The organism is Pseudomonas sp. 51_B (assembly GCF_017491595.1).
GTDB lineage: Bacteria > Pseudomonadota > Gammaproteobacteria > Pseudomonadales > Pseudomonadaceae > Aquipseudomonas > Aquipseudomonas promysalinigenes.
This window is the reverse complement of record NZ_JAFGYW010000020.1, coordinates 1-19300: the sequence shown is the minus strand read 5'-3', so window position 1 is coordinate 19300 and position 19300 is coordinate 1. Positions and strand designations below refer to the sequence as shown.

Genomic DNA, 19300 nt, shown 5'->3' with positions numbered 1-19300 from the left:
AATGAAATACTCAAAGCTATAAATAGAAAAGGAATTGCCCCATGCGCGCACTCGCCGCCCTCAGCCGCTTCGTCGGCAATACCTTCGCCCTGTGGGTGCTGGTGTTCGCCGTGCTGGCCTTCCTTGAGCCCCAGTGGTTCATCGCGCTCAAGGTCGCCATCGTGCCACTGCTGGGGCTGGTGATGTTCGGCATGGGCCTGACCCTCAAGCTCGACGACTTTGCCGCCCTCGCCCGCCAGCCCTGGCGCGTGGCGCTCGGCGTGGTGGCACACTTTCTGATCATGCCGGGCGTGGCTTGGTTGTTGTGCCAGCTGTTCCACCTGCCGGCAGAAATTGCCGTTGGCGTGATCCTGGTCGGCTGCTGCCCCAGTGGTACGGCGTCGAACGTGATGGTATGGCTGTCCAGGGGCGACCTGGCGCTGGCAGTTGCGATCGCCGCGGTGACTACCCTGCTCGCTCCCCTGCTGACCCCGGCACTGATCTGGTTGTTGGCATCGGCGTGGCTGCCGGTGTCTTTCATGGATATGTTCTGGTCGATCCTGCAACTGGTGATGCTGCCGATCGTGCTCGGGGTAGTGGCCCAGCGCCTGCTGGGCGCGCGGGTGCAGGTAGCGGTGCAGGTGCTGCCGCTGGTTTCGGTGGTGAGCATCGTGATGATCGTTTGTGCCGTGGTTGCCGCCAGCCAAGCCAAGATCGCCGAATCGGGGCTGCTGATCATGGCCGTGGTGGTGCTGCACAACAGCTTCGGGTTTGTGCTGGGCTACCTTACCGGCCGGCTCTGCAAGCTGCCGCTAGCCCAGCGCAAATCCTTGGCGCTGGAAGTGGGCATGCAGAATTCAGGGCTTGGGGCGGCGTTGGCGGCAGCGCATTTCTCGCCGCTGGCAGCGGTTCCGAGCGCGCTGTTCAGCGTATGGCACAACATCTCAGGGGCCTTGCTTTCGACCTGGTTCCGCAAGCTGGAGGAGCCATCGGCTGCCACGCAAGAGGTTGGACCGGCTCGCCATTGATGTGTACCCTGAGGGCAACGGTGAGGACGACCTCACGACGCACCGCGTGACCCTCCCGGGGACGGCCCCATCCTTTGCAACGATGGAGACGCATCATGTCCTGGATCATCCTGTTCTTCGCCGGCCTGTTCGAGGTCGGTTGGGCCGTCGGCTTGAAGTACACCGACGGCTTCAGCAAACCCCTTCCTACCGTGCTCACCGTCGCTGCCATGGCGGTCAGCCTGGGCCTGCTGGGCCTGGCCATGAAAGAGCTGCCGTTAGGCACCGCCTACGCCATCTGGACTGGCGTCGGTGCCGTCGGCACAGTGATTGCCGGGATCATCCTGTTCGGCGAGTCGATGGCACTGGTCAGGCTGGTCAGCGTGGCGCTGATCGTAACCGGCCTGATCGGCCTGAAAGTCAGCGCCAGCTGATACCCCTGCCTTAGCGCAGCCCCCCGCGCAGTCGGCTGACTTGCTCTCGCAAGGCTTCCGGCTGCGCAGCCTCCACCGCAATGGGTGCGCCTGCCACGATGGTCACCCGTGACCACAGGCGCTTGAAAAAGCCCTTGCTCGGGTCACGACTGAAGAAGCTCCCCCATAACCCCTGCAACGCCAACGGGATCACCGGCACCGGAGTCTGTTCGAGGATGCGGCTGACCCCGCCCTTGAACACATCGATCTCGCCGTCACCGGTCAGTTTGCCTTCCGGAAAAATACACACCAATTCACCGTCGGCCAGGTATTGAGCGATGCGTGCGAAGGCGCGCTCGTACGTGGCGAGGTCTTCGTTGCGCCCCGCAATGGGAATGGCGCCAGCGGTACGGAACACGAAGTTGAGCACCGGCAAGTTGTAGATCTTGTAGTACATGACGAAGCGAATCGGCCGGCGAATCGCCCCACCGAGCAGCAGCGCATCGACGAACGATACGTGATTGCATACCAGCAAAGCTGCGCCTTCATCTGGAATGCGCTCAAGGCCCCGGTGTTGTACGCGGTACATCGAGTGGCTAAGCAGCCAGATCAAAAAACGCATGGTGAACTCAGGCACGATCCTGAAGATGTAGGCGTTGACCAGCACATTCAGTAACGACACGACCAAGAACAACTGAGGGATAGTCAGCTTGGCCACACTCAGCAGAACGATGGTCAGTACTGCTGAAACCACCATGAACAGTGCATTGAGGATGTTGTTCGCAGCAATCACCCTCGCCCGCTCATGCTCGGCAGTGCGTGCCTGGATCAAGGCATACAACGGCACGATGTAGAAGCCGCCGAAGACCCCTAGGCCGACGATGGACAGCAAGATCCACCAGGCCTGATGCATGCCCAGCAGCGCCAACCAATCGTGAGGCGTGGCAGCGGCCGGAACGTCCCCGGAGTGCCACCACCAAAGCAGCCCGAACAGGGTCAGGCCAAACGAGCCGAAGGGCACCAGACCGATTTCCACCTTGCGTCCACTGAGCCGCTCGCACAGCAAAGACCCCACAGCAATCCCCACCGAGAACAAGGTCAGTACCAGGGTGACCACGGTTTCGTCACCGTGAAGCCATTCTTTGGAATAGGTTGGAATCTGGGTGAGGTAGATAGCGCCGACGAACCAGAACCACGAGTTACCGACGATCGAACGGGACACCGCCGGGGTCTGCCCCAGCCCCATGCGCAGGATCACCCACGATTGCTTGAAGATGTTCCAGTCCAGTGCCATCTGTGGCGAGGCAGCCGCGGCCCTGGGGATCCAACGGCTGGCCAGGTAGCCCAGTACCGCGGTGCCGACCACGCCACCGGCCACCACCATGGCGTAGCTGTCGGCGGACATCATCACGCCCGCGCCGATCGTACCGACCAGGATGGCGAGGAAGGTGCCCATCTCCACCAGCCCATTACCGCCGACCAGCTCGCCCTCGCGCAGCGCCTGCGGCAGGATCGAGTATTTGACCGGGCCGAACAGCGCCGAATGGGTGCCCATGCCGAACAGGGCCAGCAACATCAGTGGCAGGTGGTTGCTGACAAAGCCGAGGGCGCCGACCGCCATGATGCCGATTTCGGCCAGTTTGATCGCGCGGATCAGTGCGTCCTTGGCAAATTTTTCGCCGAACTGCCCGCCAAGAGCCGAAAACAGAAAGAACGGCAGAATGAACAGCAGTGCACAGAGGTTGACCCAGATCGAACGGTCGCCGTCGCCCAGGCTGAGCTTGAACAGGATCGCCAGGATCAGTGATTGCTTGAACAGGTTGTCGTTGAAGGCACCCAGCAGCTGGGTGACGAAGAACGGCAAGAAGCGCCGCTTGCCGAGCAAGGTGAATTGCGAGGGGTGACTCATCGTCCTTGTTCCTGAGTGTCTTTTGTCATTGGAGGTACGCACAGCGCCACAAGCCACAAATCTGCACGGGAAGGATGTGCCCTGACAAGCGACTAGCGCTGAAGGCATCCCCTCACGGCATCGATCCTCAGGGTGCCAACAACTTCTGAACCCAAACGGTTCAGATTTGGTTACACATGCCGATAATTCATACAGATGACTATATCTGAAATAAGGAATGGACCTCAGGTCTCCTCCATCGCGCAGGAAAAGGAGCTCGGCAGTATATGTTTACTTGGTTCGGCAACCTCAGAATCGCCCACAAACTCTTGCTCGGTTTCGGTCTGGTACTGGGCCTGACCCTGGTGCAGTCGCTCATCAGTTGGGATGGCATGGGCAGCCTGGTAAGGCGCAGTGAAGTGATCAGGGACGTGTCGCGGCTCAACGATGCGCTGGGCGACCTGCGCGAAGCGCGTCTGCGTCACGCCATGACCAATGGCGCCCCGGAGCAAAGCGAACAGCTGCAAGCCGCACTGCAAGCGTTGAAACCGACCTTGGCAAAATTGCGCCAGGTGATGCAGAGGGCGAAGAACCAGGCTCTGCTCAGCTCTGCCGAACAGAGCTTGCAGAGCTATGCCGATAACCAGGCTGCCAGCATGGGTGCGTATGAGAAAATGCACGCCGCGCAAAAGCAGATGGGCACGCTGGCAAGCCAGTCCTTTGCCAGCATCGAGCAGATTCGCAATCAGCTGCGGGCCATGGCCGACCCTGAACAGCGCCTGGTGCGTAGCGAGGCCATCAACCAAGTCCGCGAGAACCTGATTCTGTTGCGTTACCAGGTGCGCGGCTACACGGGCAATACCAACGCTCAGACCGAGAAATCGATGAACGCGCAGATCGCCACCACGGTGAACGAACTGCCTGGGCTCATCGCCCGCTTCAACGGGGCTTTCTCACAGCAATTCCAGCAACTGCAACAGCAGGTAACCGCTTACGCCAGTGCCGTCGAGGTATTCCGTGGCGAGGCTAGCAAGCTGGTCGGCTACCAGGCTGCCATGGGTAAGGATATCGACACCCTCACCGCCGTGATCGGCCAATTGCTCGATGACCAGGCCGAACTGGTTGCCAGCGACAGCCGCTTTGCCCGCATTCTGCAAACCGCCACAACGTTGCTCGCCTTGCTGATCGGTGCCTTGGCCGCAGTCATCATCGCCCGGCAGATCAGCCAGCCGCTGCGCCAAGCTCTGGCCGCCATGGAACAGGTCGCCGCCGGAAACCTCAGCGAACAGCCGTCCAGCCGCCGCCGCGACGAGGTGGGCCAGTTGCAGAATGCCTTGCAGGGCATGACGTGCAACCTGCGTGAGTTGATCGCCCAGGTACGCGACGGCATTTCGCAGATAGCCAGCGCTACCGAGGAGCTGTCGGCGATCACCGAACAAACCAGCGCTGGGGCTAATAACCAGAAAGTGGAAACCGACCAAGTGGCCACAGCCATGCAAGAAATGGCCGCCACCGTGCACGAAGTCGCACGCAATGCCGGTGAGGCCTCGGTGGCCGCCAGCGCCACCGATGAAGAAGCCCGTGAAGGTGACAGCGTGGTCAACCGCGCAGTCGCACAGATCAGCCGCTTGGCAAGCCAAGTGGATGCCACAGGCCAAGCGATGGGGGCGCTACGAAGCGAGAGCCAGCGTATCGGTAAGGTGATGGACGTGATCAAGGCTGTGGCCGAACAGACCAACCTGCTGGCGTTGAATGCGGCCATCGAGGCGGCGCGGGCGGGTGAGGCTGGCCGTGGGTTTGCCGTGGTGGCCGATGAAGTGCGCAGCCTGGCCCAGCGCACCCAGGCATCGACGTTGGAAATCGAGTCGGCCATTGGCAGCCTGGAAGAGGGTACGCGCTCGGTCAGTGAACTGATGGAACAGAGCCAGAGCCTGACCGAAAGCAGTGTGGCCTTGGTGCGTGAAGCAGGCGTGGCGCTGGAGGGGATCACCCGTCGGGTGTCGGCCATCGAGTCGATGAACCAGCAGATTGCCGCAGCCTCCGAGCAACAAAGCGCTGTAGCCGAAGAGATCAGCCGCAGTGTGGTCACCGTGCGGGATATCTCAGAACAGACAGCCCAGGCCAGCCTGCAGACCTCGGCATCGAGCGTCGAACTGGCCCGCCTGGGCGGGCACTTGCAGCAGATGATTAGCCGTTTCCGCCTGTAACTCAGCGCAACGAAAAAACCGCAGCCAGGCTGCGGTTTTTTTTCGAGTACCCGTATTCAGAGCACGAAGGTCAGCAGCACATTGAACGCCAGTGCGGCCACGAAGCCAATCGGCGCAGCCTTCAACAGCAGCTGCGGGAACAGAGAAGCACGGTGCTGCTCATTAGTGCACGAACCCAGGATCAAGCTGCCACCTGACGAGAACGGCGATATCGAGGTGGCTTGCGCGCCAGCGACGATGGCGATGAACAGGATCATCGGCTCGATGCCCAGGTTGTTGGCAATCGGCAACACCATCGGGAATAGCGCCGGGGTCACGACACCCAGAGTACTGGAGAAGATCGACATGAACGCCGCCACCGCACCGAACACCACCGGCACCATGATTGGTGGGATACTGCCCCCGATCCACGAAGCAAGGATGCCGATGGTGCCTGCCTTGATGGCTACCGAAATCAGCATGCCCACACCACAGATCATGATCAGCGTGCCCCAGGGGACTGTCGCCATGGCCTTGCGCTCGTCGCCCAGCTTCAGCAACAGCGCGATCACCGAGAACACACTGGCAATCAAACCGATGTCCATCTTCGCGTTGATAAATGCCACCGTGGCATTGCCCGGCAAAGCGATAGCCGCCACCGGTGCGACCAACACGATAAGCATCATCGCCAAGGTCAACCACAAAGTAGTCTTCTGCTGGCTGTTTAGCGGCGCCGGTGCCACGGCGGTGAAGGCCGAAGCTTTCAGGGCGCGCCCCTGCCCGGCAACGAAGACGAACACCGCAATGACCAGCAACGGGATGATCAAGGTGCTGAGGAAAATCCCGGTTGCGTTGATGAACGCTTGGTTGTCACTCACGCCGGCATTGGTCATCAAGCCACGGAAGATGATACCGCTCTGGCTGGACATGAAATTGGCCCCGCTCAGCGCCCCGTAGTTCACCGCCATGCCACCGACGATCAGGCTCATGCCCGTGCGCTCGCACAGCAGCAAGGTGATCGGCGCCATGAAGGCCAGCACGGTGTAGTAGCCCGCGCCCATGGCGGCGATCACGGTGGCTGCGAAGAACACGGCGAAGGGCAGCAAATGGGGCATGCTGCGGCAGCGGTAGATCATGTGTTCGGCGAGCTTCTCCAGCGTGCCGTTGACCGAGGCGAAGCTGTAGAACAGGCAGACCGAGAAAATCACGAAGAAGATCTTCAGCGGCCACATGCCGATGACTTCAGATGGGCTCAGGCCCATGCCGAAACAGCCAATCAAGTACGCAAAGGCGATGGCGAACAGACCGATGTTGATCTTGGTCTTGTAGCCAAGGGCGACGGCGGCGACGATGGCCGCGACGACGAGCATGCTCATCATGGTGAGGTGTCCTGTTGTTGTTATCGGATTATCAGCGGGAACGGTCGAAGCCGAACAGCTTCGCCGGGTTGTCGCGCAGCACCTGGGCACGCTCCGCGGCATCGGGCAGCAGCGCTTGGAAGAAAGCGAACTGTTGGCCATAGTCGGTGTGCTGTTCGAACTGGGTATGCGGCCAATCGCTACCCCAAAGCAGACGCTGTATACCTCCGGCAGCCTCGCGTATCTGCGCCAGCAGCCCTTTGGCCTTGGCCAGGTCCGACTGGCTGCGGTAACCGGCAGACACCTTGAGCCACACCTTGGGCTCGGCAAGCAGGTGCAGGAAGATCCGGTGGCTGTCCAGGCTCGGGTCTATGCCTTCGTTGGGCAGGCCGAAATGATCGACCACCACGTCCACACCGCAGGCAAGAATCGCTGGCACGATCAGCGCCAAATCGTCGAAGCCGCGCTGAATTTCCACCTGCCAACCGCGCTTGGCCAGGCGCTTGAACAGCGAAGTCCACTCGGGGCCTGCGTAGTCGGCAAGCCGCTTGCCGATCAGGTTCAGACGAATGCCGACCACACCGGCGTCGGCCAGCGCGTCCAGTGCCGGGTCGCTGATGGCGGCATCTACCACGGCCACCGCGCGCAGGCGTTGGGGATAACGGCGCAGGGCCTGAAGCATGTAACTGTTGTCGGTCCCCAGGAAGCTGGGCTGGATCAACACACCGTGAGACAGCCCATGATGGTCCAAGTGCGCAAGATACTGCTCCACCAAGGCGTCGTAGGCCGGGCTGTAGCGACGGTTGGGCACCATCGGCAGGTCTTGGCGAAAGATGTGGGCATGGGTATCGATGCCGGTGAGGGCGGGCAGGAGGGGGCTGGTCATGAAGATCACCCTGGTCGATTTGTTATGGCAACGTGGGCACGCCGCGGTTTTTATATAAACATACAGTCATATATATGAATGAATGACCATATATTCAGCCACCCGGATCTGTCAATCCGGGTGCCGACGCATGGCGGGGAAAGCGCAGCTGTGTTTCGGAGGGTGGGAACGCGGTCAGCGAATGTCGACGCGGTAGCGGAAGTGCTGGGCGTGACCTACGGATCGGCGCCACTCCAGAGGCTGGCCTGCATAATTGCAAGCCAGCCGTTCGATCACCACCACCGGGCTGCCATTGGCCAGTTGCAGCAGCCGAGCATTGGCAGCATCGACCGCTTCGGCGGTGAGCACTTCCTGGGCGGATGCAACCACCTGCCCGCAGAGTTCTTCATAAATGGGGTAAAGCAAAGGACCTTTATGATTCAGGTCGACTTCCAGCAGCGGCTGAAACGGCTGACGCGGCAACCAGATTTGCTCGGCCAGCACAGGTTGAGCACCGAGCGAACGGGTACGCAGTATACGAATGGCAGCGCCACCTTCGGGCAAGTCCAAGGCCTGTGCGACCTGCTCGGGGGCTGATACGGGCTCGACGCTGAGGATCTGGCTGTCAGGCATCAGCCGCTCGCCGCTCGCCGCTTCAAAACGGAAAAAGCGAAACAGCGAGGACTGGAACTGTGGGCGGCGAATGAACGTTCCACGGCCTTGCTGGCGCTCCAACACGCCCTCGGCGACCAGCGCATCGACCGCCTTGCGCACCGTACCGACAGACATTTCGAACTCACTGGCCAGCGCAGCTTCGGTAGCGATGGCCTCGCCTGGGCGCCAACGGTTGTTGGCGATCTGGGCAAGCAAGTGATCGCGCAACAGTTGATAGCGAGGCAGTCGAACGTCACCGGACAGTTGGGGCATGTTATGCAGACATCTATATGTGAAATTGTCCGAAAGGATTCCTGCTGAGCGCAGTGCTGTCAATCCTTCGCCATTTTGTCCGGATAGCCACCTACAACTACCGCCGGCCCGGCACCCAAGCCATGGGTTACGTCCTGCGCATGGCATATGCTTGTAGCCGGCAAATTCGAACAACAAGGACGTAGCAATGCTCGCTGCCTTAAAAGGCTACCCCGCCAGCATACGCCTGCTGCTGGCGACCACGTTCGCACTGACGGTCGCCCGAGCGCTCACCCTGCCCTATCTGGTGGTCTACCTGGCTGAAAACTTCCAGCTCTCGATCGCCAGCATCGGCTTGCTGGTCGGTGGCGCGCTGCTCGTCGCGTCCGTGCTGAGCCTGTATGGTGGGCATCTGGTCGACACTGTTCACAACCACACTTTGATCAGCGCCAGTACGCTGATTTTTGCCTGCGCCTTCATGGTTGCCGTTGCCAGCCGAACGGCGTGGCTGTTCTTTCTCTGCCTGGTGCTGATCAACCTGGCCCTGGCAGTAGTCGACATCGCCGCCAAGGCCGGTTTCTGTACGCTGTTGCCCGTGGCGCAACGCGCCGAGGCGTTTGCCATCAAATACACCCTGAGCAACGTTGGGTATGCCGCCGGCCCTTTGCTCGGCGTGGCAATGTTGGAGCTTGACGACCATCTGCCATTTTTTGCCTCTGCGCTGACCGGGCTCGGTACATGCCTGGCCTACTGGCAACTTGGCGACCGTGGGCTGCAAACCACCGCCGTGACCGAGCCAAGCGCGGGCTTCACTCAGGTGGCAGTTAGCCTGGTACGTGACCACCGGCTCGTGTGCTTCACCGTCGGTGGCGTACTGAGTGCGGTCGTGTTCGGCCAGTTCACTGCCTACCTGTCGCAGTACCTGGTGGTGACCAGCAGCGCCAGCGAGGCGGCAAGGCTGATTGGATACCTGGTGACCACCAACGCGGTAACGGTGATCGCCTTGCAGTACCTGATTGGCCGGCGTATCGGCCGCCAAAAGCTGATGGCTTGGTTACTGGCTGGCATGGCGCTGTTCATCGTCGGTTTGCTGGGTTTCGCCATGGCGGGCTCAGTGGTGGCCTGGTGCCTGGCGATGCTGGTGTTCACATTGGGCGAAATCATCGTGATACCCGCCGAGTACATGTTCATCGACCTGATTGCTCCGCAGCATCTGCGTGGGGTGTATTACGGGGCTCAGAATTTGTGCAACCTGGGGGCAGCGCTCGGGCCGATGCTGGTGGGCTTCGCCCTGGGGCACTGGTGGCCGGGAAGCATCTTCTACCTACTGATGCTGTCGGTGGTATTGGCGGGGATGTTCTACTGCCTGGGTACACGCAACAGTTGAGCCCGCCTGCGACGACGCGCCGCTGCGACCATCGTCTGCGCTGACGAACCGCCGCCAGCGTGCCAGACTGTTCGACCGGGACCGCTATCTTATTGCTTCGGAGTTTTCATGTCGTTGTCCAGCGGGCTGATCGCCATGGTCGCCTTGGCCTATATGGCCGTGATGTTCGCCATCGCCTTTTACGGCGACCGGCGCAGCACTGCGTTGCCACCGCGCCTGCGGGCGTGGGTATACAGCCTGTCGCTTGCGGTGTACTGCACCAGTTGGACCTTCTTCGGCGCGGTCGGCCAGGCCGCCGAACAGCTCTGGGCATTCTTGCCAATCTACCTCGGGCCCATCCTGCTGCTGATCTTCGCGCCTTGGGTGCTGCAGAAGATGGTGCTGATCAGCAAACAGCAGAACATCACCTCGATCGCCGACTTCATCGCCGCCCGTTACGGCAAGTCACAGTCCCTGGCCATCGTGGTGGCGCTGATCTGCCTGGTCGGGGTACTACCCTACATCGCGTTGCAGCTCAAGGGCATCGTGCTCGGTGTCAATCTGCTGATCGGCGCCAATGCCGACGCCACCGGCACCCGCGTGCAGGACACGGCCCTGGTGGTTTCGCTGGTTCTGGCCCTGTTCGCCATCGTTTTTGGCACGCGCAGCCTGGACGTCACCGAACACCATCGCGGCATGGTCCTGGCCATCGCCTTCGAGTCATTGATCAAGCTACTGGCGTTCCTGGCCGTGGGCGTGTTCGTGGTGTTCAACCTTTACGACGGCTTCGACGACCTGCTCACCCAGGCGCGCCAGTCGGTGCACCTGGACAGCTACTGGCAGGAGACCATCAACTGGCCGTCGATGGTGGTGCAAACCGCCGTAGCAATGATGGCGATCATCTGCTTGCCACGGCAGTTTCATGTCACCGTGGTGGAAAACATCGAACCCCAAGACATGCGCATGGCGCGTTGGGTGTTCCCCCTGTACCTGGCCCTGGCCGCGCTGTTCGTGGTACCGATTGCCCTGGCCGGGCAGATGCTGCTGCCGGGCACGGTGATATCCGATTCATTCGTCATCAGCCTGCCGCTGGCCGAAGCGCACCCAAGCCTGGCCCTGCTAGCCTTCATCGGCGGTGCGTCCGCCGCGACCGGCATGGTCATCGTCGAGGCCGTGGCGCTGTCGACCATGGTTTCCAACGACATGCTGCTGCCCTGGCTGCTGCGTCGCACCAACGCCGAGCGGCCGTTCGAGGCCTTCCGCCACTGGATGCTGACCGTGCGCCGGGTGACCATCGTGGTGATCCTACTGTTGGCATACGTCAGCTATCGCCTGCTCGGTTCCACCGCAAGCCTGGCGACCATCGGCCAGATCGCCTTTGCCGCGGTCACCCAGCTGACCCCAGCCATGCTGGGCGCGCTGTACTGGAAGCAGGCCAACCGTCGAGGTGTGTTCGCTGGGCTGACGGCGGGCATCTTTCTGTGGTTCTACACCCTGGTGCTGCCGATCATCGCTCACAGTCTGGGCCTGCCATTGAGCGTGTTCCCCGGCTTGGCGTGGCTTCACGGCAACCCGCTGAATTTGCCGATCAGCCCTTTGACCCAAGGCGTGGTGCTGTCACTGGCGGGCAACTTCACGCTGTTCGTGTGGGTATCGATGCTGTCGCGTACGCGGGTCTCTGAGCACTGGCAGGCTGGCCGTTTCATCGGCCAGCAGACCAGCGCCCGCCCCAGCAGCAAACCATTGCTGGCGGTACAGATCGATGACCTGCTCAACCTGGCTTCGCGCTTTGTCGGTGAGGACCGCGCGCGGCAGAGCTTCATCCGTTTTGCCTACCGCCAGGGCAAAGGCTTCAACCCCAACCAGAATGCCGACGGCGACTGGATCGAACACACCGAACGTTTGCTAGCTGGCGTGCTGGGCAGCTCCTCGACCCGCGCGGTGGTCAAAGCCGCCATCGAGGGGCGCGACATGCAGCTGGAGGACGTGGTGCGGATCGCCGACGAAGCCAGCGAGGTTCTGCAGTTCAACCGGGCGCTGCTGCAGGGCGCCATCGAGAACATCAACCAGGGCATCAGCGTGGTCGACCAGAACCTGCACTTGGTGGCCTGGAACCGCCGTTACCTGGAACTGTTCAACTACCCCGAAGGCCTGATCAGCGTTGGCCGGCCGATCGCCGATATCATTCGCTACAATGCCGAGCGCGGCCTGTGCGGGCCTGGCGAAGCACAGGTGCATGTGGCAAGGCGCCTGCACTGGATGCGCCAAGGCCGGGCACATTCTTCTGAGCGGCTATTTCCCAACGGGCGGGTCATCGAGCTGATCGGCAACCCGATGCCCGGCGGCGGCTTCGTGATGAGCTTCACCGACATTACCCCATTCCGCGAGGCCGAACAGGCCCTGCGCGACGCCAACGAGGGCCTGGAGCAGCGCGTGGCCGAGCGTACCCATGAGCTGTCGCAACTGAACCAGGCGCTGTCGGAAGCCAAGAGCCAGGCCGAGGCGGTGAGCAAGTCCAAGACCCGTTTTCTGGCGGCCGTCAGCCATGACCTGATGCAGCCGCTCAACGCCGCCCGGCTGTTCTCCGCCGCCCTGTCCCAACAAGCTGAGGGGCTTAACGAAGAAGCCCAGCAATTGGTGCAGCACATGGACAGCTCGCTACGCTCGGCCGAAGAACTGATCAGCGACCTGTTGGACATTTCGCGCCTGGAAAACGGCAAGATCACGCCCGATGCCCAGCCGTTCGAGCTGTACCAACTGTTCGACACCCTCGGCGCAGAGTTCAAGCTACTAGCAGCCGAAAAGGGCCTGGAGTTTCGCCTGCGCGGCAGCCGCCTGCGGGTCGATAGTGATATGAAACTGCTGCGCCGGGTGTTGCAGAATTTCCTGACCAATGCCCTGCGCTACGGCAAGAGCCCGATCCTGTTGGGCGTGCGGCGCGAGGGCGCAAGCCTGTGGCTGGAGGTCTGGGACCGCGGGCCGGGGATAGCCGATGACAAGCTGCAGGTGATTTTCCAGGAGTTCAAGCGTCTGGACAGCCACCAGACCCGCGCCGAAAAGGGCCTGGGCCTGGGCCTTGCGATCGCCGACGGCCTGTGCCGAGTGCTTGGCCACTGGCTGCAAGTGCGCTCTTGGCCAGGCAAGGGCACAGTCTTTCGGGTCAACGTGCCAATTGCCCGCACCGGTGCGGCGGCTCCCAGTGCCGCCGCAGAAACCGCGAGCCAGCCCCTGGCCGGCTTGCGGGTACTATGCGTGGACAACGAAGACAGCATTTTGATTGGCATGAACAGCCTGCTCAGCCGGTGGGGCTGTCAGGTCTGGACCGCACGTAATCGCGCCGAATGCGAAGCGCTGTTGGCCTCCGGCATGCGCCCGCATCTGGCCTTGGTGGACTACCATCTGGACGACGGTGAAACCGGCTCGGGGCTGATGGGCTGGCTACGCGCGCGCCTTGGCGAACCGGTACCCGGGGTAGTGATCAGCGCCGACGGCAGCAAGGAAACCCTGGCCACCGTTCATGCCGCAGGCCTGGACTACCTCGGCAAACCGGTCAAGCCAGCGGCCTTGCGTGCCCTGCTCAACCGCCATCTGAGCCTGGTTCAGTAACCGCCATCTCTGCCAGTGCTTGATCCGCCAGGGCCCGCTCCAGGAGCTCGGCCGGCAGACTCTTGCTGGCGCGAGCCCCGAGCATTTTGAGCTGCTCGCTGCGGCTGACCAGGTTACCGCGCCCTTCGCAGAGTTTGTTGCGGGCTGCGGCATAGGCCTTGTCGACCTGTTGCAAGCGATTGCCCAGTTCGTCCAGGTCCTGAATGAACAACACGAACTTATCGTAAAGCCACCCGGCGCGCTCGGCGATTTCACGGGCATTTTGGCCTTGGCGTTCTTGCTTCCACAGGCTGTCGATCACCCGCAAGGTCGCCAGCAGGGTCGTTGGGCTGACAATCACGATCTGCCGGTCAAAGGCCTCCTGGAACAGGTTCGGTTCAGCCTGCAGAGCCGCTGAGAAGGCCGCTTCGATGGGAACGAACAGCAGCACGAAATCCAGGCTGTGCAGGCCTTCGAGGCGGCTGTAGTCCTTGCTGGACAAGCCTTTGACATGGCTGCGCAGCGATTGCACGTGCTGTTTGAGCGCGGCCTCATCGTTGTTGCCGACAAACTGCTGATAGGCCGTGAGGCTGACCTTGGCATCGACCACCACCTGCTTGTCACCGGGCAGCATGATCAGTACATCCGGCTGGAACCGCTCGCCATCGGCGCTTTTGAGGCTGACCTGGGTCTGATATTCACGGCCCTTCTCGAGCCCCGCATGCTCCAGTACCCGCTCAAGAATCAGCTCGCCCCAATTGCCCTGGGTCTTCTGGCCTTTGAGTGCCTGAGTCAGATTGGTGGCCTCGTCCGAGAGGCGCAGGTTCAGCTGCTGCAGTCGCTCCAGCTCCTTGCCCAACGAGAAGCGCTCACGGGCCTCTTGCTGGTAGCTCTCCTCAACGCGCTTTTCGAACGCTTGAATGCGTTCCTTGAGAGGGTCGAGCAACTGACCAAGATGCTGCTGACTGGTCTGTGCGAAACGTTGCTCACGCTCGTCGAAGATTTTCGTGGCCAGGTCGGCGAACTGCGCACGCAGGGTATCACGGGCCTCCTGCAGGTCCTCGAGACGCTGTTGATGGCTGTCCTGCTGCTCGCGCAGCTCTGCTTCCAGGCGCGCGGCCTGGACTTCCAGGCGGCGCAATTCAGCCTCACGCGTGGCCCGCTCAAGGTGCCAGGCGTGGGCAGCATCGCGGGCATTGTCGCGGTCGATCTGCAGCAGTTCCAGTTCTCGGCCCTGAGCGGCCAACTGCGCCTGCTTGAGCGCATTGGCTTCGCTCAGATCGCTGACTTCGTCGCGGCTGGCCTCCAGCTGTGCCTGCAGCCCGGCCTGCGCCAACTGCGCGCCGCTCAGGCGTTCCTCGAGCAGCGCCTGTTCGCCCAGGCGCGCAGCCTGACGGCGCTGCACCAGCAGGACCCAACCCAGGCAAGGCAAGCCGCCTGCCACCAACCCCAGCACAACGCTGGTCAGATCCACTGCCATGCTTGACCCCGATCACACCGTTGCAAGTTGCACGCAGCTTATCAGTCTGCCGGGGCAGGCGCCTGCTCCGCCTGAGCATCCTCGAACAGCCGCGCATACTCCAGTTGCGCGCGGCGATCGCCGGCGCGCGCGGCCTGGCGCAACAATTCATGGCCAATACGCCGGTCTCGAGCGTTGCCGCAGTCACGGCAGAGCATTTGCCCAAGCCGGCTCTGCGCCACCACCACGCCTTGACGTGCAGGTTGTTTGAGTAGGCGCCCGGCAATGTGCTTGACCTGCTGCTTTTCACCAAGCCGCGGGCTGTCGAGCAACCAAAGAGCAACTTTCAGGGAGAACCGCTTGGGCGTTGATACCGACGAGGCGACAGCGGAGCTGGCGAGGGATTTACCGCGAAACTTCATGACGACAGGGATAGCAGTTCGAAAAGCGCGCCACTGTACTCCTTTTTTTCGTGCATGACGCTGGTGATTTACAGCGCAGCGGAATTATTTTTTGTGATTTTTTCTTGACGTTTTCAGGTGAGTGGCGAGCCGATTGCCAGATGCCGACAGATTGTAGGACAGTTCGCTAAATTGCTGGTACGCCCGTCCTAGAGCAAGCGCTTGGGACAATCCACAGTTCCTGTGGATAACTCGGTGGACAACCCCCTCTAGGCGCCCGCAAACCCCCGTGAAATGGAGCTTACAGTCAAACTGACGATTTTTTCACCAGCTAAAATTAGTGTTTTTTTTCATTGACTTAAGCTATCAGTCAAGTCATTGGCGGGGTCCCCGGGATGTGTTGCCAAGCCGTTACAAGTGCTGCCTCAGATGTGAACATCTGCACCGAAAGCCTGCATTTGCGTGCACGAACATGGGACATCCCGCCAATCGAGCCCGTTGCTACCCCCTTCACATCGCGCTAAAGACGCGCCATACTGCTCGGCTAGCTTCGAGAAGAATTTTAAGCTTGCATTAACCGTTCAACGGCGGTAAGGTGCACCCCGTTAGTACCAAGCTGAAAGTCAATTCAGGCCTAAAGCGTCCTTGCAGCCCAATCGCTCTCCCGACCGATAGCTGCTGAAACCAGGACCGGCCCACTCGATGATTCCCTCGCCAGCACAGCGCTGGTCCAGAACGAATCAACCGGAAGATTGATCAGGATCCCACCCCGACGGCCTAGAACCTTGGCCCCGGTGTGCTGCCTGCCTTCTGAAGTACCTACCAGTCAGCCCAAGCGCCCAAACATTGATTGCGCTCTCTCTGGCTGCCCTGTTCCAGTCAGGTTCGTTCGTCCCTTAATAAAGGCGTCACTGGAACGTTTCTATCATGCACGGATCCTAATCCCCGTGTTTAAAGCAGGAACATCCAAACAATATGCAAACTCATCAGCAAATTCAGGCTGCCATTGGCACCCTTTCCCAGGCCTTCTCGCCACTCAAGTGCCTAATCACCGCTCCACGCAAAGGTAACTTCAGCTTCACCCTGGTAGACGAACATGGCGTCGCTTGCCACACCGAACGCCTGTACCCCGACCAGTACAGCCGCTCGGAGCCTTTGCAGGCCGTGATCGCCCGCACTCGTCAATCCTTGACCGCGTGAATGGCGAATATCAGGGTATTCACTCCCTGAATCGCGCCGCTATAGAGCTGTCTGACTGTTACTGGGCTAATTGCTGTAGGGCATATGGCACCGATGGTCAGGCAGCAATCGATTTAAAAACAGCCCTTTACACCACGATTATCACACTACACTTCAACTCGAGCGGTGCTTGCCGCTTCCGGCGGGCCTGACCGAATACCAGCTGCCAAGCTCCAGTGCCCGTCGGCCCTTACCTGCTCGAGGCCATCATGGGTATTGCGGCGAATGAATTGTGTCAGTACGTGATTCGACCAACCCTGGTCTATCTGAACCGCCATTGCGCCAGCGCTGAGGCCCTGCTTCTGGGAATAGCCGCCAGCCAGTCGGCTCTGGGCTCAGCCTTGCAGGACCGCCGCGGCCACGGCCTGTATCGTATTGGCGAAGCCCGTCACCAGGCCGTCTGGGACCATTTTCTGGCCCGTGATCCGGAGTTGGCCAGCCTGGTGCGTGGCCTGGCCAGCCAACACGCCTTCCTGGGCGGGCCGCACCTGGAGCTTACGGTAAACCTGCGCTATTGCACTGCCATTGCCTGGATGCTCATCGAGCAGCAGTCCCTGCCAATGCCAGCAGTGGACGACCTGCTGGGTCAGGCACGTATATGGCGGCAGATATTCAATCCGCATGGGCGCCTGCGTGACTTTGCCAATGCCTGGCATTCCTGCGTGGAGCAGAAAGTGCCCCAAGCATCTTAGGAAGCACCCTACATAGTTTTCGAACAAAAGGAATTCTGGTCGGATTGTCCTACAAAACCGCTCTATCTCCTGCGATCTGGGCTATAGCGCGGCGCGTGATTTGTTGGTAGCTTTTCGCCTCGGAGATCACAAGGAGTTTCTAATAATGAAAAAAGCAATGCTCAAAACCTCCCTCGGCGTAGCCGTTGCCCTGGCATCCAGCCAACTCTTCGCTGCCGGCTTTGCACTCAACGAGCAAAGCATCAGCGGTATGGGTACAGGTTTCGCAGGTCGGTCTTCTTCCGCCGATGATGCCAGCACCGTTTATGGCAACCCGGCCGGTATGTCGCGTCTCAAGCGCCAGCAAGTGACGGTCGGGGGCGCTGCCGTTATCGCCAAAACCGACATTTCTGGCCGTGGCAGCAGCCCGCTGCCCGGTGAAACCGACGGTGACATGGTGCCAACGGTAGGTGTTCCGATGGGCTACTACGTCAAGCCTATCGATGAACACTGGAGCGTCGGCTTCGGCATGTACGTCCCGTATGGCCTGGTGACCGATTACGGCAGCGGCGATGCTGCGCGCTACTGGGGCAAAAAGAGCCACGTTGAGGTCATCACCTTCCAGCCAACCGTCAGCTATGCCTTCAACGACAAGGTATCGATCGGTTTCGGCCCTACGATCAACAAGATCAAGGGTGAACTGGGTTCGAACACCATCAACCGCTTCACGCCTGGCACCAATGATGGCGAGGTGAAAATCAAGGGTGACGACACCGCCGTCGGCTACAACGTTGGTATCCTTGTACAGGCTACGGATCGCACCCGTGTCGGCCTGACCTACCACTCGATGGTGGACTACAAGCTCGAGGGCAACACCAAGGTCAACAACGCACTGATCGGGCCTTACAGCGGCAGTAAGTTCGACGCCACCTTGAAGATCAAGACACCGGAGTCTGTCGACTTCTCGGTCACCCATGAGCTGGACGACCACTGGACTCTGTATGCTGGCAGCACCTGGACCCGCTGGAGCCGCCTGAAAGACATCACTGTCAACAACGAAGTACCGGCACCGCTGGCCGCTCAGTTCGGTACCATCACCGAAGAGCAGAACTGGCATGACACGTGGGCTCACGCCATTGGCGCGTCCTACAAGGTCAACAAGGAGTGGGTACTGCGTACCGGCTTCTCCGTCGACCAGTCGCCAACCAACAACACTGACCGTTCGCCACGCATTCCAACGGGTGATCGCAAGGCGATCAGCATCGGTGCCGGTTACAGCCCAACCGATGACATGACCATCGATGTGGCCTACTCCTACCTGTGGGAAGAAGACACCAAGGTCAACCTGGCAAGCGCCACCAAAGGGCGTTACCAAGCCAAGTACGAAAACAGCGCTCACGGTATCGGTGCATCCCTCACCTACCGTTTCTAAGTTGTAATCGCTGCGAAAGAAACCGCCCTAGTGGCGGTTTTTTCAATTCTGGCCACCCAAACTCCGCTGTGGCTATTGCTGTTGTTTTTGCTGTTGTTTTTGCTTTAAAGCGCGCGGTGGTGCAGCAAACGCCGAATGCGACTTCAGGAGGCCGAGCGCAGGTCTTGCGGAGGGAGGTGACGGGCATGGGCCCGTCAAGCGCTGGGCCCCAGGATGGGGCCTGCAGCGCGGTCCTCCCGGGAGCAAGGCCGGAGCGAGGGAACCCCGGAGCGCAGCGTAGGGGCCGGATGATGGGAGCCAGCGTTTTTTGGTTACTTTTTGTCGCGTCAAAAAGTGACCCGCCGTAAGGGCGGAAGGGTGACTGTGCGTCGCCACCGCAAATGAATGTTTTCAGCTGAGTCAAAACCGCTGCGGTTTGGCTTTTGGCTTTTGACTTTTGACTTTTGACTTTTGACTCCGGGGATGGGGCCTTGAAAGCGCACACACATTCAATTGCGATGCTGGCGCACAGTCACCCTTCCGCCCTTACGGCGGGTCACTTTTTG

The 19300-nt window shown here is 60.7% G+C and carries 14 protein-coding genes; 8 read left to right on the top strand and 6 right to left on the bottom strand.

Annotated features, from left to right (window positions below):
* Positions 1-41 precede the first annotated feature (41 nt).
* Together J5M56_RS18565 and sugE are read left to right on the top strand one after the other, a co-directional pair.
* Positions 42-1007 (top strand): bile acid:sodium symporter family protein, encoded by a 966-nt coding sequence (locus tag J5M56_RS18565; protein WP_060478787.1) that lies wholly within the window; start codon positions 42-44, stop codon positions 1005-1007.
* Between the two features lie 95 nt (positions 1008-1102).
* On the top strand, positions 1103-1420 hold the full coding sequence (sugE, locus tag J5M56_RS18560; RefSeq protein ID WP_060478786.1) for a quaternary ammonium compound efflux SMR transporter SugE: 318 nt from the start codon (positions 1103-1105) through the stop codon (positions 1418-1420).
* A gap of 10 nt (positions 1421-1430) precedes the next feature.
* Here the strand turns inward: sugE and J5M56_RS18555 are convergent, their stop codons facing one another.
* Positions 1431-3308: a 1-acyl-sn-glycerol-3-phosphate acyltransferase gene (locus J5M56_RS18555; protein WP_207937515.1), complete on the bottom strand. Its 1878-nt coding sequence runs from the start codon at positions 3306-3308 to the stop codon at positions 1431-1433.
* A 266-nt stretch (positions 3309-3574) separates the two neighbouring features.
* Here J5M56_RS18555 and J5M56_RS18550 point away from each other — a divergent pair, with 266 nt between their 5' ends.
* Complete coding sequence (locus J5M56_RS18550) at positions 3575-5494, top strand: methyl-accepting chemotaxis protein (protein WP_207937514.1); 1920 nt, start codon at positions 3575-3577, stop codon at positions 5492-5494.
* A 56-nt stretch (positions 5495-5550) separates the two neighbouring features.
* Here the strand turns inward: J5M56_RS18550 and J5M56_RS18545 are convergent, their stop codons facing one another.
* The 3 genes from J5M56_RS18545 to J5M56_RS18535 form a co-directional block, all read right to left on the bottom strand.
* Positions 5551-6852, bottom strand: a complete 1302-nt coding sequence (locus J5M56_RS18545; protein WP_207937513.1) for an SLC13 family permease — start codon at positions 6850-6852, stop codon at positions 5551-5553.
* 31 nt (positions 6853-6883) lie between these two features.
* Positions 6884-7717: an amidohydrolase family protein gene (locus J5M56_RS18540; RefSeq protein ID WP_186476522.1), complete on the bottom strand. Its 834-nt coding sequence runs from the start codon at positions 7715-7717 to the stop codon at positions 6884-6886.
* Positions 7718-7891: 174 nt separating this feature from the next.
* A complete protein-coding gene (locus J5M56_RS18535) occupies positions 7892-8623 on the bottom strand; it encodes a GntR family transcriptional regulator (protein WP_186476521.1) in 732 nt (243 codons plus the stop codon).
* 187 nt (positions 8624-8810) lie between these two features.
* Here J5M56_RS18535 and J5M56_RS18530 point away from each other — a divergent pair, with 187 nt between their 5' ends.
* Positions 8811-9989 (top strand): MFS transporter, encoded by a 1179-nt coding sequence (locus J5M56_RS18530; RefSeq protein WP_186476520.1) that lies wholly within the window; start codon positions 8811-8813, stop codon positions 9987-9989.
* 108 nt (positions 9990-10097) lie between these two features.
* The gene (locus tag J5M56_RS18525) at positions 10098-13574 is read left to right on the top strand and encodes a hybrid sensor histidine kinase/response regulator (protein WP_207937512.1); all 3477 of its coding nucleotides are present in this window, start codon (positions 10098-10100) and stop codon (positions 13572-13574) included.
* Here J5M56_RS18525 and rmuC read toward each other — a convergent pair.
* Complete coding sequence (gene rmuC / locus J5M56_RS18520) at positions 13546-14919, bottom strand: DNA recombination protein RmuC (protein WP_186476892.1); 1374 nt, start codon at positions 14917-14919, stop codon at positions 13546-13548. The genes J5M56_RS18525 and rmuC overlap by 29 nt on opposite strands.
* Positions 14920-15074: 155 nt before the next feature.
* On the bottom strand, positions 15075-15434 hold the full coding sequence (locus tag J5M56_RS18515) for a sel1 repeat family protein (protein ID WP_186476518.1): 360 nt from the start codon (positions 15432-15434) through the stop codon (positions 15075-15077).
* Between the two features lie 954 nt (positions 15435-16388).
* Between J5M56_RS18515 and J5M56_RS18510 the strand changes: the two genes are divergently transcribed.
* The 3 genes from J5M56_RS18510 to J5M56_RS18500 all read left to right on the top strand — a co-directional run bounded on the left by J5M56_RS18510 (position 16389) and on the right by J5M56_RS18500 (position 18755).
* Positions 16389-16613: a hypothetical protein gene (locus tag J5M56_RS18510; protein WP_186476517.1), complete on the top strand. Its 225-nt coding sequence runs from the start codon at positions 16389-16391 to the stop codon at positions 16611-16613.
* A gap of 248 nt (positions 16614-16861) precedes the next feature.
* Positions 16862-17344, top strand: a complete 483-nt coding sequence (locus J5M56_RS18505) for a hypothetical protein (protein WP_186476516.1) — start codon at positions 16862-16864, stop codon at positions 17342-17344.
* A gap of 145 nt (positions 17345-17489) precedes the next feature.
* Complete coding sequence (locus J5M56_RS18500; RefSeq protein WP_186476515.1) at positions 17490-18755, top strand: outer membrane protein transport protein; 1266 nt, start codon at positions 17490-17492, stop codon at positions 18753-18755.
* The last annotated feature ends 545 nt before the right edge of the window (positions 18756-19300 follow it).